The organism is Micromonospora sp. LOL_024 (assembly GCF_048060415.1).
Taxonomy (GTDB): domain Bacteria; phylum Actinomycetota; class Actinomycetes; order Mycobacteriales; family Micromonosporaceae; genus Micromonospora.
In genome coordinates this window covers 33,791-48,746 of sequence record NZ_JBHMIS010000033.1, presented here as the reverse complement: position 1 = coordinate 48,746, position 14,956 = coordinate 33,791, and the positions used below count along the sequence as shown (strand labels likewise).

Genomic DNA, 14,956 nt, shown 5'->3' with positions numbered 1-14,956 from the left:
GGCCAATCACCCAGCATCATCCCAGCTCACCGGCTTGCCGAGCGAGAACGCAACGGCCCTGTGACCCGGCTCTCCAATCCTCACAGCGGCTTTGCCCTACGTACGCATTTACAGGACTTGCCGGATACCCGCCATGTGGACAAAGCCCCCGTCATGTCGTACGGCAGAGGCTCACCCTCTCGGGCAAGATTCTGCCGCGCCACCCCCCGGCGAGATCACGGACGGTGGCCGGGCCGGCGGTAGCCCGGACCGCCAGGCACAGTCGGGTCGTCGCACCCCAGGGCACTACGCCCGTCCACTTGACACGCTTTTGACACGACCTCTACGTAAGAGGCGAATAGTGCCACTATCTGTCACTGGCGGTGACTCATTCAACTACACAACACAACCGTCGAGAAATCGGGAGTTGCCTATACCAATGACGAGCGATAGTATCCAGCGTTAGCGAGACGCCGACAAATAGAACAAACCTCCTTGGAAGAATTCATTTATGCGCTTACACAGCCGAGCGGCACGGCACCACAGGTGCCCCCGACAAACGTCCGACCGGCACTCCGGGTGACCTCATGTTGATGGGGGAGGTAGCCGTCAGGCGTGCGTTGTGGACGATGCGCGAAAGGCTTGACGAGCCGCTGACAATCGACGAACTCGCGAGCGTGGCGATGTTCAGCAGGTACCACTTCTCGCGACTGTTCCGCCGGATGACAGGGATATCACCGGGACGCTTCCTCGCCGCGATCCGGATCCAGGAGGCAAAACGTCTGCTCGCCAACACCTCGATGACCGTGGCGAGTATCAGCATTTCTGTCGGATACACCAGTCTCGGCACCTTCAGCTCGCGATTCCATCGCAGCGTCGGAGTGTCCCCGGTAGCCTACCGGCGTCGATTCCTCAACCCGTTGCCGCCGATCGGGCAGAACCGGACGTCGCAGGGCAGCGCCATCATCAGCGGTGAGGTACGCACGTTCTGCCCGCGCCTCACCAAGCCGATCTTCATCGGACTGTTCCCGGACGCCATCGCCGAGGGGCCACCGATGAGCTGGACCACCTTGAACCGTCCGGGCCCCTACCGGCTGTGTGGCGTCGGCGCCGGTGACTGGTACCTCGTCGCGCACTCGCTCGGCCAGTGGCAGTGCCCGCCCAGCGATCAGCACCCCACCGATCATGTCCCCGGGGTGGCCCGGTACGGACCGATCCGAGTCTCCGAGGGCGGGAACGTGCAGGGGGCCGAGGTGTTCGTCCGCCCCCACCGCGACCTCGACCCACCAGCACTGCTGTCCCTGCTCGACCTGCCACCCGAGACGGCGCTCAGGATCCGACGCGCCCAGGAACGCGACCGCCGTCAGCCGCCGCCGTCCACCGCCCTGACCAGCATCGGCAGCCCGCCGCGGATCCTCAGCGACAGCATCGGCTCCGGGACTACCTGGTGCCCGGGAGGCGTCGAGAGCCGGAACTCCCGGGCGATCATCGCCAGCACGAACACCGCCTCCATCAAACCGAGATTGCTGCCGACACAGATGCGTGGGCCGGCACCGAACGGGATGTAGGCGTACCGGGGTCGGTCCCGCGCCCTGGCCGGGTCGAACCGCTCGGGGTCGAACCGCTCAGGGTCCACCCAGAACTCTCGATGCCGGTGCAGGGTGTACGGCAGGATCACCACATCGGCTCCGGCCGGCACCGCGTGCCCCCCCACCACGTCGGGCGCGACGGCGATCCGGGGCAGCAGCCACACCGGCGGGTGCAGTCGCATCGCCTCCTTGACCACCATCGTGGTGTAGCGCAGCTGGTGCAGGTCCTCGTAGCAGGGCAACCGTCCGCCCAGCACCGCCTGCGCCTCCGCTCGCAACCGGTGCCGCACCTCCGGCTCGCGGTCGACGCGGTACAACGTCCAGCCAAGGGTGCTGGCGGTGGTTTCGTGGCCGGCCAGTACCAGCGTGACCAACTCGTCGCGAAGTCGACCACGCGCCACCCGGGGATCCGGCTCGGCGCGGGTGGATACGATGAGCCGGGAGAGGGCGTCGTCCTGACCGTCGGCATCTCCCGCCCGCGCCGCCACCAGCCGGTCCACCACCCTTTGCAGCTCACGTCGTGCCCGCCGAAAGCGCAGCTGGCGAGGCAGCGGCACCCAGGCGGGCACCATCCCGAGCGTGGCCAGCTCGAACATCGCCTGGTCCTGGACCGCCGCGAACTGCTCGCCGACGGATCCGAACGGGCTCAGGTCGGCATCGAGCAGGGTCCAACCCAACACACTCAGGGTGAGGCCGGTGAACTCGGCGATCACGTCCACCGCACCGCCCCCCTCGCGCTGACGGAGCCGGTGGACCAACCGCTGCGCCTCGGCCGCGATAAAGCCGGCGTGGTGTGCCAGCCGCCGCGGCAGGAACACCGGCTGGATCACCTTACGCTGCATGCGCCACAGCTCGCCCTCGCTGGTCAGCAGGCCGTCGCCGAGTGCCCGCCGGGCGTGCACCAGACCGATGCCCTTGCGATAGTTGCCCGCGTTGTCGGCCAGCACGTGCTGCGCGTGGTCCGGGTGGTTGAACACGTGCAGGCTCTTGTGGCCCACCGGGATCCGTACCGCATCGCCGTACCGGTCGACGGCGTCCCTGATCATCCCCAGCCGGTCGCGGGTCATCACCGCCAGCATCCGCAGCGCCGACCGCCTGGGCGGCCCCGGCGGTGCCACCGGTCGTGGATCCCGTGCCGTCATCCCCACGTCCTCCGCTCGTACTCGGTCGTGCCCAGCAGCCCGTCGTGAAACAGCAGGGCCCCGCCGGCGGCGACCCGCCCGGCCGCGAGCAGCCGGGCGACGACGATCGTGTGATCGCCGCCGTCGTACCGTCGCCACGGCTCGCACTCGAACCAGGCCAGGGCACCGGCGATCAGCGGTGCACCGGTCCGCGCCCCGGGCACCGTCCGGATCCCGGAGAACTCCTCCGGTCCGACCGGGCGCCGGGAATCGGCGAAGTAGCGCGCGATGTCGGCGTGACCGGCCGCCAGCACCGAGACCCCGAATTCCACGGCGTCCGCCAAGCGGGAATGCATCACCGTGCGACGGCCGACACAAACGAGCACCAGCGGCGGGTCGAGCGAGACGGACGCGAAGGAGTTCGCCGTCATGCCGTGCGGATGCTCACCACCCACCGTCAGGACGGTCACACCGGTGGCGAAGGTGCCGAAAACCCGCCGCAGCTCACGGCCGGTGGCGAGGTGCCCATCGGGTGGGGGTTCGGGCCGCACACCCGGCGCTGTGGTCACGACGCCTCCGCCCGCACGTACGGCGCAAGCGCCTGTGCCAGAACCTCCGGTACCCGGGTGGGCACGGTCCGCGTGTTCGGGCCCCGCATGCAGGCCACCCGCTGCATCCCCCGGGCCACCAGCGTTTCTCCCACGGCCTCGGTGAGGCGCAGGTAGTCGAAGCCGAACTCGACCTGTGTCTGCGCCAGATCGACCAGTCGCATCCGGACGGACACCTCGTCGAGGGCGGTGAGTTCGGCGAAGAACTCGCAGTCGACCCGCAGGGTGAACAGCTTGAGATCCGCCCGTAGTTCGTCGAGCACCCGCGGCGCCCGTTCCCGCAGGAACAGCTCACGACATCGGCCCTGCCAACGCAGGTAGTGCACGTAGTAGACGTTGCCGACGAGGTTGGTCTCCTCGAACCCGACCACGTGCCGGTACTCGAAATAGCGGGCCATCAGCCCTCCCTGGTCAGGAGCCCGAAAACCACCGGCTCGGGCACGTCGCGCAACGCCGTCACGAAGGTCGCGACGGTGATCGGTCCCGCGCTGAGCACGACCCAGCCGGGCTGCTCGACAGGCCGGACGGTGATCGGGCCCGCCAGGGGTTCGCCCGCCTTCTGCAGGCATTCCATGGCCACCCAGACACGGGTGCCCGCCACGTCGCGGTCGTCGCCACCGTCCGGCCCGGTCAGCAGCTCCGCGTGCGCGCCGAGCAGCCCGCGCCACTCCACCGAGGTACGGGGCACCACCGCCTCCACGTCACAGCCGGTCGGTTGGGACGCCACGGTGCACACCGTCACTCCCGCACCGTGCGCGAACGAGACCTGCTGTCCCCCGTCGATCTCCGGCCGACCGTCACCGCGATACCGCACCAGCCACCTGCGCCCGGTGGCGCGGGCCAGTGCCCGGGCCGAGCGGGACCGGCGGGTCGCCACCAGATCGCCACTGTCGTTGGCGTCCGTCCCGTCGGGCTCGACCCCGACCGCGACCTCGACGCCGGTCAGCTCACCGGCCGCGCGTTGCAGGATCGGCCCGAGCAGCGGCGCGAGCCACGGCCCCCGCCCGTCGCCACGGCGTACGGCACGCAGGCTCAAACCCTCCCAACGCTCGACCACGTCGCCGTCACCGGTCCGCAGCACCACGTCATAGATGAAGGTGTCGCCGTCGCGGGACCGTTCGACCGCCTGATACCGGTACGGTCCCGGCCCCCGCGCGCCGGCGGCGGCCCGGATCTGTGCGACCCCGGTCGGCAGCAGGGTGGCGTTCGGCACGCAGACCTGGTTGCCGTGCATCAGCGCGTCCCGGAGGCCGGGGTCGCCGAGCAGCAGCGTCCGCGGATGGAAGGCGGCGAACCAGTCGTGCTCCTCGGCAAGCAGGTCGGCGTCGACCTCGCGGGCCGCGGCTTGGTGGTAGCGCAGTACGCGCTGGAACCGGCGGCCCTGGAACAGCAGGTCACCGTAGAGCTCCGTCGCCGGCCGCACCGGCACCTCCGGCACATCCGCCGGTACCGGCCAGGGCGGCCCGTCGGGTACGACCGGTGTGCCGTACCGCAGGCGGGCCCGGAAGTGTTCGGCGGCGAACCGGGTCTCGCTGCTGTGGATGGCCACCTGCACCACGTCGGGAGCGGTAACCACCGCTGCGACGCGGATCTGGGTCGCCCCCTGCGGCGCGATGACGATCGGTCGCAGGAACTCCGCGTTCTGCACCGCCGGCGCCGACGACCGACCGGTCAGTGCCGACGCGACCTGAGCCATCGCCTCCATGCCGAGCACCGCCGGAAACAACAGATTCCCGTCGAGACGGTGGTCGGACAGGTAGAAGTCGCTGCCGGTACTCAACTCCGCCTCGGTCACCAGCTCGACCCGGGGATAGTGCACCAGCGGCCGTTCCAGGAACCGCAGCAGCGGCAGCTCCACCCGCTCGTAGCGCACGGTCTCGATGCCGGAGGTGCGTCCACTGATCACCACCACCGGCGGCACCGCCGGGTCGGTCACCAGCCGGCGCAGGAGTTCGACACCCTGGGTGGGAGTGATCGGCGTGACGCCCTCCCGGGCCAGCGTGTCCACCACGGAGAGCCGCTCACCCATCCCCACCCCGGACCACACCGACCATTCCAGGCAGACCGACCGGCAGCTCGGATGCTCCTCGCCGACCGTCCGGGTCACGTCGACCAGCCACTCGTTGGCCGTCGCGTAGTGGGCCTCGCCCCGCAGGCCGGCCCGGCCGATGATGCTGCCGAGGGTGACCAGCAGACGCAGGTTGCCAGCTCCGACGACGTCCAGCACCGCCCGCAACCCACCCACCTTCGCGGCGAAGGCACGCCGCAGCGCGACGGTGTCGATGCGGCCCAGCGCCGCCGGTTCGTTGGTACCCGCGCCGTGCAGCACAGCGGTCACCGGACCAAGCTCCCGGACGGCCTCCTCGACGGCGGCGGCCACCTGATCCGGCTCGGTGACGTCGGCCCGCACGTAGTGGGCGACCACGCCGTGATGGGCTAGCCGCTCCAGGTTCGCCGCCAGCTCCGAGTCGGTCGCCGGGTCGGATCGCCCGAGCAGGGCAAGCCTGGCCCCGGTCTCCGCGGCCAGGGTCAATGCGCACTCGGCCGTGATGCCCTTGCCACCGCCGGTGACCAGCAGGACGTCCGACTCGTCAAGCGGCGCGCGGGTCTGCTCCGGTTGCAGGGGCATCGCCCGCAACGTCGGCACCCGTCGCGTGCCGTCAGAATCGTAGTACGCTTCGACGTAGTGGCCGGTCGCCCGTACCTCGTCGACGACGTACTCGACCGCGTCGGCGGTGGCGGGGACGTGCGCGATCGTCACCCGCACCCGTGGCTGCTCCATCCGCAGCGTCTTCGCCAGGCCGGCGGCACCGCGGTCGTGTTGGACGAGCACGAACCGGTCGACGTCGGCATCGTCCAGCGCGTCCTGGGCGCCGTGCAGCGCCCGCTCCAGGTCGGACTCCGTACAGCCCCGCGGCAGGCAGACCAGCACACCGGAGCCGGTGTCCGTCGCCGCCAGCCGGTCGGCGAGCACGACGGCGAACGGATGGTCCGCCGGGGCGTACAGTCGCCAGCCACCCGGCCCGAGCGGGTCGACGGGCTCGGGCACCGGCGCCGGATCCAAATCGACCGCCCAGGCTCGCGCCCAGCTCTCCGCGCCGAGCACCGGCGGGCTGGCCACTACGGCCGCCTCGCCACCGGTCGCCTGCAGTTCCTCCAGCGCGGCGGCGAGCTCCCGCACCGACGCCGCAGCGAAGTTCAGTGGCATACTCACCACGCCCATTCCCATCCGCTCGGCCACCTCGTTGACGAGTTTGCCGACGGTGATGGAGCTCAGGTGCAGGTCGTCCAGGAGCCGGCTGTCCGGCCGCACCATCTCGACCGGGAGCTCCGCCCGACTCGCGGCCATCTGCCGGAACAGGTCGAGCGCTCCCGGCCCGGACCGGTCGGCGGGCTCCCCCGGCCACGTCATCTCACCCGGTGGTGCGGCCGGACCGAAGGCCGCGCCCTCACCCCCGGCGACGCCGGCCACCGGCACCGCCTCGCAGGGGCTGGTCAGCACCGCCGGTGGCACGGTGACGTCGATCGGGCGGGCCAGGCGGTCCTCGAACAGCGCGGCGGGGATCCCGGCCGCGCCCCCGACGTACGCCGCCCCGACCACCCGCAGCAGGCTGACCAGCGACTCGTCGTCGGTGTCGAGCGGGACCGCAGGAGTGCCGGTGGCCTCGGCCGCGAGCCGCGACAGCACCCGGCCCGGTCCCACCTCCACGAAGAGGTCGACCTCGCCGCTGGCGATGGCGACGGCCGCGCTGAACCGCACCGGCTCGGTGATCTGCCGGCGCAACAGGGACGGCACGTCGGAACCCGCCGGCAGCGGCTCGCCGGTGACAGTGGAGACGACCCGACGCCCGACGGGAGCGAGGTCGGCGCCGACCAGCGTGGCGGCAAAGACCTCGGCCGCCGGCGCGACCAGCGGCGAGTGAAAGGCGTGGGAGACGGTCAGCGGGGTGGCGCCGATGCCGTCGGCGGCAGCACGGCGGCAGACCTCACGTACCGCGGCGACCGCACCGGATACCACCGTCTGCGCGGGACCGTTGTACCCGCTGACCACGGCCGGCAGCCCGTCGACGAGACGGTCGACGATGGCCGGTGGGGCGGCGATCCCCGCCATGGTTCCGGACGCGCTGTGCCGCGCCATGGCCGCTCCCCGCGCGGTTGCCAGCCGCAGCAGCTCCGCCTCACTCATCACGCCAGCCCAGTGCAGCGCGGTCAGCTCGCCGAGGCTGTGACCGACGGCCACGGTGGCCTCGATGCCGAGCAGCGTCAGCGCGGACAGGCCGGCGACCGAACCGGTGACGATGCGGGGCTGGGCGACCTGGGTGGCGACCGAGTCGGCATCGCCCGGCAACCCCGCCTGCAGGTACACCGTGTCCACAACCGGGAACCTGCGTCGCAGCGCGCCGCCGGCCGTGCTCCGCCCGGAGCCCTGGCCGGGAAAGAGGTAGCCGATCCGGGACCGGCCGGCGACCTGCCCCAGGAACACCCGGTCCTCACCGTCGGGAAGCGACTGCTCGCCCCGGCTCACCACCTCGACGATCCGGCGCAGCCGGCGTTCGGCGTCCTCCGGGTTCACCACCACGACCGCGGCCCGGTACGGCAGGTCGCGCAGTTCACGCCGCAGGGTCACGGCGAGGTCGGTCAGCTGTGCGTACGTGGCGGCGCCAGCGAACGTCGCGAGCTGCTCCGCCCGGTCCCGCAACGCCGCCCAGGACATCCCGTCGAGCACGAGCAGTTCGGCGTCCTGCGCTGCGGCGGCCAGCCTCGCGGTCCGCGCGTCGAGGCCGCCCGGCCGCCTGGCCCGGGTGCTCTCCACCACCACGTGGGCGTTGATCCCACCGAAGCCCATGGCGGTAACGCCGGCCCGCAGCGGTGCACCGGTCGGCCAGGGTTCGGCTACCGGGAGCACCCGCAGGGTCCGCTCCGCTCCGGTGAGCAGTTCGTGCGGTTCGGGGCAACTGAGCGCCGGGGGGAGCACCTGTTGGTGCAGCGCCAGGACCGCCTTGATCAGGCCAGCGACTCCGGCCGCCGCCTTGGTGTGCCCGATCATGGCCTTGATCGAGCTGATCACCGCCGGCGGCGCATCGGGGTCGGCCAGCCGGCGGGCCTGGGACAGCGCGGACAGCTCGGTGCTGTCGCCCACCTGTGTACCGGTGCCGTGCCCCTCGAAGAGCGCGACCGTCTCCAGCCCAAAACCGGCCCGCGCGTAGGCACGCCGCAAGGCCAGCTGGTAGCCGCCGATCTCAGGCCGGGTGATGCCACCACGGCCGTCGGAGGACACGCCCCAGCCGGCCACGGTGGCGTAGATCCGGTGTCCGGCGCGCCGGGCGTCCGGCTCGCGCATGAGCACGACCATGCCGCAGCCCTCGCCCGGCCAGAACCCGTTGGACCCGCGGTCGTACACCCGCATCTCGCCGGTGGCGAGAGCACCCGTCCGGGCGAACCCGATGGTCTCGAACGGATCGATCGAGAGGTCGACCCCGCCGGTCACCATGACGTCGACGTCACCGTCGGCGAGTGACCGGCAGGCGGTGGTCACCGAGAGCAGTGACGACGAGCAGGCGCCGTCCACCGTGTAGCCGCCACCACGCAGGTCGAAGTGGTTGCAGATGCGCCCGGCGATGGTGTTCGACAGCGCTCCCGCGAGCGTGTCCTCGTCGATGGGCGGGAAGGGTCGCTTGTAGTCGGCCTCGACAAGGTCGAGGAAGTCTCGCGTTCGCTGCTCGCCCCAGTCCAGCTCCGACAGGACGGGTGCGAGTACCCGCCGGACGAACGGCCAGCGCAGCCGCAGCTGGTTGGCCCGGGCGAATTCACCGGTAAGGCTGTTGCCGACCACCACCCCGGTCCGTTCGGTGGGAAGGCCCGCCCCCATCGGGAAGCCGGCGTCCGCCAGCGCGGCGGCGGCAACCTCCAGGGCCAGCCAGTGCGTCAGGTCGGTGGATCGGTAGGTACTGCCGGCCACCTTGAAGGCGACCCGGTCGAATTCCCAGTCCTGCAGCACCGCGGCGTTGCGGGCGTAGAAGCGGTCCGGCGCGGCGGCGTCGGCCGACCAGTAGTCGTCCAGACTCATCCGGGCGTCAGGCAGCCGGCGGAAGGCGCGCCGGCCGGCGACCGCGTTCTCCCACAGCTCTGTCGGCGACGACGCGTCCGGGTATCGACAGGCCATTCCGACGATGGCGATCCTTGTCATGGTGGCGGAATCTCCGATCTGGTCGCGGGCGACCGCAGTGCTAGCGGTCGGTTGCGGCACGGGCACGCTGGCCGACGACGAAGCTGTCCCGGATCCAGTTCCGCCAGATCTCGTACGTCGGTGGTTCACCGGGCAACGACAGGCCCGGCCGGACCCGGTCGGTGACCGCCGCCGCGTCGGCCGGCGAGAGATCGCAGAACAGCCGGGTGGCCAGTTCCACGTGGGGCACCACGAGTCCCGCCCGGACCCTGGCAGCCGCGCCGAACGCCGCGCCCTGAGCCAGGTGGGAGCGGTACGTGGCCGCGCGCCGCCACAACTCGCGCAACTCGGATTCGTCGGCGCCACCGGCATAGGTGGCGGCCAGCCCGACACCGCTGTACAGGTCGGCCCGGCGGGCTTCGGCGAACCCCTCGACGAGGCGGCTGACCTGGCGTACGTCGGTGCCACCGACGAACCACAGGGCACGGCCGATGCCCTGGTCGATGACCCGGGTGGCGTAGCCGGTGTCGTCGTCGACGGGCCAGGGGAACCGCTCGTGCCGGAACTGCTCGATCACGTACTTTTGGGTGTGGAAGTACGCCTGGTGGAAGCCGTACCCGTCGAGCACGAGCCAGCGCAGCAGCGGGTCCGGGGCGTACAGCCGGGACCACCGGAACCGGGGCAGGCGGGCCATCGCCCAGCCGATCCCGACGTACGCCATGTAGATGTGCGGGTCACCGGGACCGGCGAGGAACTCCTTTACCCGGCCCCCGCCGAACGGCAGGCAGTCGCGGACGGCCAGTCCCATCGCCGCCCCCTCGTAGGCGAAGCCGCGGAAGCGGGTCGGCACCCGATCCAACGCCGGTTCGGTCTCGGCGACCCGGCGGGCCCCGGCGGCTTCGCCGTACCCTTCCAGGAAGGTTCGGCCGATAGTCTCGAGCAGATCCCGCGCCTGCTCGGATCGAGTGTGGAAGCCCCGAACGCTCATCCGGGTCCCACGTGGGTCCGGCGTCAGGACGGCACGGCGCAACGAACCGATGAAAGCCACAACTACCCCTCATATGGTCAGCGTCGACCGGACGGATCGGGGCATGCGTCCGATTCGCCTGGCGACACGGGTGGCGGCGGGCCGACTACCCGCCGTGGATGGGTCAGGACTCCGGCGCGCCTGCCGGCTGGCTGGCGAGGCGCGACCGGACCCGGCGGCGCCACACCTCGTACGGAGGGTCGGCCCGCTCGGCCGGGATCCCACCGACCGCGACCTCGTCGGCCAACGCCGAGGCGGCGGCGACCGACAAGCTGGTCAGCGCCGCGACTGTGTCCTCGGTGTACGGCGGCACCGCACCCGAGAACGTTCGGGCCCGGGCCGCGAAGACCGTCCCCTGTGCCAGGTGTGACCGGTGCCCGCCGGCGTGCCGGCGCAGCGTCACCAGGCCGGCCGGATCGCAGCCGCCGGCGAAGGTGGCCGCCAGACCGACACCGGCCCAAAGGTCGGCCTGCCGCTCGCCGGCGAAGCGGCCGATCGCCGTCGTCACGTCGTCAGGCCGGGCACCGTGGATGAACCACAGGGCGCGACCGACTCCTTGGTCCACGGCGCGCAGGAAGTAGTCGGGCGCGCCCGCCCACGGGTACGGCCGGGGTCGCTCGCCCCTGCCCACCCAGCGTTCGACGTCGAGGTAGGCCAGGTCGAAGCCGTACCCGTCGACGGCGAGCCAGCTCATCGTCGGGTGGTACGGCATCCCGGACAGCTCCGGCAGGATCCGGCGCCAGGTCGCCCGGGGCAGCCGCGCCATAGCGAACCCGATGCCGATGTAGTTGAGGAAGATGTGTGGCCGCCCCGGCCCGAGGAGCAGATCACGGGTACGGCTGGTCCGGAACATCGACATCGCGTCGCGGATGGTGAACGCCATCGTGGCGCCCTCGTAGGCGAAGCCGCGCAGGTACGGGTCGACCAGCGCGAGACGGTGCTCCGCCTCCGACAGGTCGCACGAGTCGATGCCCCACTCGAATCCACACACGACCGCCTGCGGGATTGCCTCCAGTCGCCTCGCGGCGGCCGAGGCGGCGGCAGGGAAACCTCGCGCGGGGAAGCCCACCTCCTGCCACGACGGAGCCAGTACGTGGCGACGTAGCGAACCGACGATGGTGGGCATCGCTCCCGCTCTCCTACCGAGGTCGACTGGTAACCGTCAGCTGTCGACGGCTGTTCCATCGTCGGCCACCGGGGCGGACGATTCTTCTCCCGCCGTGCCCAGTGCCCCTGCCGAGCAGGCGACGACGGGACCGGCGCAAGTGCGTCCGGGGCGACCATGTCGCCGATCAAAAGCGCACAGCGGGAGAGGACGGCGTACGGCCGCGTCGGCAGGCTGAACCTCGCCACTGCCCCGACGCGTTCGCCCCCGTACGCCGTCGCGACAGCGACGCCGGCGGGGCGCACGGGGCATCGTCAAACGCGAAGGAACGAGATGGACAAGTCGAACGTGTTCGCCGACCTGGCGGACGACTGCGCGGAATTCGACCGGCTGCTGGCAACCCTGGACGCCGACGACTGGGCCCGACCGACGCCGGCGCCCGACTGGGAGATCCGGCACCAGATCGCGCACCTGAGCGCGGTCTTCCGGATGGCGGCGGTGGCCGCCTCCGAACCCGAGGCGTTCCGGGCGCTCGCCGCGAGGCTCGGCGACGACTTCGACGCCAACGTGGCGGTCGCGCTGTCCCGCTATCTCGACGGCGGCACGGCGGCCCTGCGCGGACGGTGGCGCGAGGAGTGGACCACGGCCGTGGAGGAGCTCGCCGGCGTGCCGGCCGACCAGGTCGTGCCCTGGCTCGTCCGCCCGTTGCCGGCCTCGGTCCTCGCCGCCGCCGGAATGATGGAGCTTTTCGCGCACGGCCAGGACGTGGCCGATGCCCTGGGTCGGACGCCCGAGCGCACCGACCGGATCTGGCACGTGGTCGACTTCGCCGTCCGGACCTGGGACTTCGGTTACCTGAGCCGTGGCCTGACGCCGCCCAGGGAGGGCCTCCGGTACGAGCTGACCGCGCCCTCGGGTGAGGTCTGGGCGCACGGGGCCCAGGACGCCGAGTTGATCGAGGGCCCCGCAGTGGACTTCTGCCTGCTGGTCACGCGTCGGCGGCACCGCGACGACCTTGGCCTGCGGGCGACCGGAGCCGACGCCGACCACTGGCTGGACATCGCTCAGGCCTACCGTGGCCCGGCGGGGCCCGGCCGGCGTCCGGGCCAGTTCGCCGCGGGCGCGACCGAGGCGCCGGGCGACGCCGGGCGACGCCGGTGATGGCCGCCGCCACGCCGGTCGAACCGGCGACCACGGCGACTCTGGAGGCTTTCGCCGACACGATCGTCCCGGGTGTGAAGCGCTCGCCCGACGACCGGGCGATCGCCGGTGTCGAGGACGATCCGGGCGCGGTGCAGGCGGGCGCCCTAGAGGTGCTCGCGCATCCCGCGCTGGGCCTGACAGAGGCGCTGGACGGGATCGCCGGCCTGCTCAACATGCACGCGCAGCACCAGGCGCGAGTCGGGCAGCACACCCTGGACCCGGCGGTGCCACCGTTCGTCGCCCTCGACTTCGACACCCGTACCGCCCTGGTCGAGCAGCTGACCGACCCATCACATCCGGAGCGGGAGGTGTGGTTCGGCGTCGCCCTGTTCTGCACCATGGCCTTCGACAGCGCCCCGCATCTGCCCACCGCTGAGGCGCTCGACCAGGGTCACCCCGGGCTGTCCCTGCTCGGCGTTGGTCAGCCGGACCTCGACGGGCTCTGGCGTTTCCCGCAGTTCTCCTATCATCGGCGGTTGGCCTCCGTGCACCCGCACACCACGGCGACGGGGAGTCCGGCATGACCAGCATCGAGCAGACCGACGTCGTCGTCGTTGGCAGCGGCTTCGGCGGCGCGATCCCGGCGTACCACCTCGCCGCCGGTGGGGCCCGCGTGGTGATGCTGGAACGGGGCCCGTGGCTGGCCAGCGACGAGTACCAGCACGACTTCCTCCTCGGCTCCTCGTACACCCGGATCTTCGACTTCACCGTCGGCGACGGGATGAGCGTGCTCGCCGGCAACTGCGTCGGTGGTGGCAGCGTCGTCTACTTCGCCACCATGCCGCGCGCCCCTCGGTTCGTCTTCGACCGGACCGGTGGCCTCGGCCGGCGGATGTGGCCCTCCTCGATCGACCGGGACACCCTGGAGCCGTGGTACGACATCGTCAGCGGCGCGCTACCGGTGACCGAGCAGTCCTGGGACGACGTGCCGTTCGCCGGTGGCCTCTTCGCCGCCGCCTGCGCCCGCGCCGGGCGTACCGCCAACCCCGTCCCGTCGGCAATCGACAAGCCCCGCTGCACGAACTGCAATTGGATGATGGCGGGTTGCCGGTTCGACGCCAAGCGGTCGCTGCTGCTGAACTACCTGCCCGCCGCGCTCGCCCACGGCGCGCGGATCCGGCCCCTGCACGAGGTCCAGCGGCTGACCCGGACTCCGACGGGCGGGTACCAGGTCCACTACGACGTCGTGGACGACGTCGACTATCGCCTCACCCGGGGCTCCGGCGTCATAGAGGCGAAGATCGTGGTGCTCGCCGCCGGGGCCGGTGCCACCCCGGTCATCCTGCAACGCTCGGCGGCGGCCCTGGGCACGATGCCACCGGCCGTCGGCCGCTACTTCTCCGGCAACGGCGAGCGGTTGAACACCGCCGTGGTGGACGAAGAGCGGGCCCGCGACCTGCTCGGGCTCGACCGGGGCGACGGCACCGCGTACGAGGCGTACCAGATTGGGCGGGGCCCGTGCGTGGCCACCTGGGACAGGCTCGACGGTTCGTTGCCCGAGTACAGCCGCTTCTCGCTGGAGCAGTTGTACTTCCCGCCCGGCTTGGGCACAGTCCTCGCCCAGGTGCCCGGAGCCACCGGACCGACCTGGTTCGGCCGGGAGAAGAAGGCGATGCTGCGCCGGTGGCGTTCCTGGCTGACGGTCTTCACCATGAGCGAGGACGACAACGAGGGTGTCTTCGGCGCCCCACCGCAGCGCGGCAACGCCGAGCGGATCGCCCAGCAGATGCTCGGCCGTGGTGCCCTTCGCTACGAACCGACCGTGAACACGCTGCGCGGGTGGGCCGAGTCCGACACCGAGGTCCGGGACATCCTGGAACGCGACGGCCTGGCCCGGGTCAGTCCGTGGACCAACGACCAGGTGGGTGCGTACACCGTGCACCCGCTGTCGTCCTGCCGCATCGGCGACGACCCGGCGACCTCGGCCCTCGACGACCGGCACGAGTTGCGGGATCATCCGGGCATCTTCGTCACTGACGGCTCGGCGGTGCCAGGAGCCCTGACCGTCAACCCGGCCCTGACCATCGCCGCGTTGGCCGAGCGTGCGGTACCCGGTCTGGTACGCGCGGCCCAGCGGCGGGGGGTGACCGTCAGGTACGGCGCGCCCAGCCCCGACGGCACCCGGACAGTGGCGGTGCCGCCGCCGCTGGCCGCGTGA

General features: G+C 71.6%; 9 protein-coding genes and 1 pseudogene. 4 read left to right on the top strand and 6 right to left on the bottom strand.

Annotated features, from left to right (window positions below):
- Nucleotides 1-566: 566 nt before the first annotated feature.
- Nucleotides 567-875: pseudogene (locus tag ACFHWY_RS23835) on the top strand (helix-turn-helix domain-containing protein); the annotation flags it as partial.
- A gap of 467 nt (nt 876-1,342) precedes the next feature.
- Here ACFHWY_RS23835 and ACFHWY_RS23830 read toward each other — a convergent pair.
- The 6 genes from ACFHWY_RS23830 to ACFHWY_RS23805 all read right to left on the bottom strand — a co-directional run bounded on the left by ACFHWY_RS23830 (nt 1,343) and on the right by ACFHWY_RS23805 (nt 11,616).
- Complete coding sequence (locus tag ACFHWY_RS23830; protein WP_416582478.1) at nt 1,343-2,710, bottom strand: cytochrome P450; 1,368 nt, start codon at nt 2,708-2,710, stop codon at nt 1,343-1,345.
- Nucleotides 2,707-3,258: a flavin reductase family protein gene (locus tag ACFHWY_RS23825; RefSeq protein ID WP_416582477.1), complete on the bottom strand. Its 552-nt coding sequence runs from the start codon at nt 3,256-3,258 to the stop codon at nt 2,707-2,709. The genes ACFHWY_RS23830 and ACFHWY_RS23825 overlap by 4 nt, the downstream gene beginning before the upstream one ends.
- Nucleotides 3,255-3,695 (bottom strand): acyl-CoA thioesterase, encoded by a 441-nt coding sequence (locus ACFHWY_RS23820; RefSeq protein WP_416582476.1) that lies wholly within the window; start codon nt 3,693-3,695, stop codon nt 3,255-3,257. The genes ACFHWY_RS23825 and ACFHWY_RS23820 overlap by 4 nt, the downstream gene beginning before the upstream one ends.
- Nucleotides 3,695-9,484 carry an SDR family NAD(P)-dependent oxidoreductase gene (locus ACFHWY_RS23815; protein WP_416582475.1) on the bottom strand — a complete coding sequence of 1,930 codons (5,790 nt, stop codon included), beginning with the start codon at nt 9,482-9,484 and terminating at the stop codon, nt 3,695-3,697. Before ACFHWY_RS23815 ends, ACFHWY_RS23820 begins: the two co-directional genes overlap by 1 nt.
- 40 nt (nt 9,485-9,524) lie before the next feature.
- Complete coding sequence (locus ACFHWY_RS23810) at nt 9,525-10,511, bottom strand: DUF1702 family protein (protein WP_416582474.1); 987 nt, start codon at nt 10,509-10,511, stop codon at nt 9,525-9,527.
- Nucleotides 10,512-10,614: 103 nt separating this feature from the next.
- Nucleotides 10,615-11,616, bottom strand: a complete 1,002-nt coding sequence (locus ACFHWY_RS23805; RefSeq protein ID WP_416582473.1) for a DUF1702 family protein — start codon at nt 11,614-11,616, stop codon at nt 10,615-10,617.
- Nucleotides 11,617-11,928: 312 nt separating this feature from the next.
- Here ACFHWY_RS23805 and ACFHWY_RS23800 point away from each other — a divergent pair, with 312 nt between their 5' ends.
- The 3 genes from ACFHWY_RS23800 to ACFHWY_RS23790 are packed head-to-tail and all read left to right on the top strand — an operon-like array spanning nt 11,929 to nt 14,956.
- Nucleotides 11,929-12,756: a TIGR03084 family metal-binding protein gene (locus tag ACFHWY_RS23800; RefSeq protein ID WP_416582472.1), complete on the top strand. Its 828-nt coding sequence runs from the start codon at nt 11,929-11,931 to the stop codon at nt 12,754-12,756.
- Nucleotides 12,756-13,322, top strand: coding sequence for a DUF5987 family protein (locus ACFHWY_RS23795; RefSeq protein WP_416582471.1), 567 nt, complete (start codon nt 12,756-12,758; stop codon nt 13,320-13,322). Before ACFHWY_RS23800 ends, ACFHWY_RS23795 begins: the two co-directional genes overlap by 1 nt.
- Nucleotides 13,319-14,956 (top strand): GMC family oxidoreductase N-terminal domain-containing protein, encoded by a 1,638-nt coding sequence (locus ACFHWY_RS23790; RefSeq protein ID WP_416582470.1) that lies wholly within the window; start codon nt 13,319-13,321, stop codon nt 14,954-14,956. Before ACFHWY_RS23795 ends, ACFHWY_RS23790 begins: the two co-directional genes overlap by 4 nt.

Coding starts and splice junctions, on each gene's coding strand:
- ACFHWY_RS23830 (WP_416582478.1), bottom strand. CDS start 2,710: ATGACGGCACGGGATCCACGACCGGTGGCACCGCCGGGGCCGCCCAGG.
- ACFHWY_RS23820 (WP_416582476.1), bottom strand. CDS start 3,695: ATGGCCCGCTATTTCGAGTACCGGCACGTGGTCGGGTTCGAGGAGACC.
- ACFHWY_RS23815 (WP_416582475.1), bottom strand. CDS start 9,484: ATGACAAGGATCGCCATCGTCGGAATGGCCTGTCGATACCCGGACGCG.
- ACFHWY_RS23805 (WP_416582473.1), bottom strand. CDS start 11,616: ATGCCCACCATCGTCGGTTCGCTACGTCGCCACGTACTGGCTCCGTCG.
- ACFHWY_RS23800 (WP_416582472.1), top strand. CDS start 11,929: ATGGACAAGTCGAACGTGTTCGCCGACCTGGCGGACGACTGCGCGGAA.
- ACFHWY_RS23795 (WP_416582471.1), top strand. CDS start 12,756: ATGGCCGCCGCCACGCCGGTCGAACCGGCGACCACGGCGACTCTGGAG.
- ACFHWY_RS23790 (WP_416582470.1), top strand. CDS start 13,319: ATGACCAGCATCGAGCAGACCGACGTCGTCGTCGTTGGCAGCGGCTTC.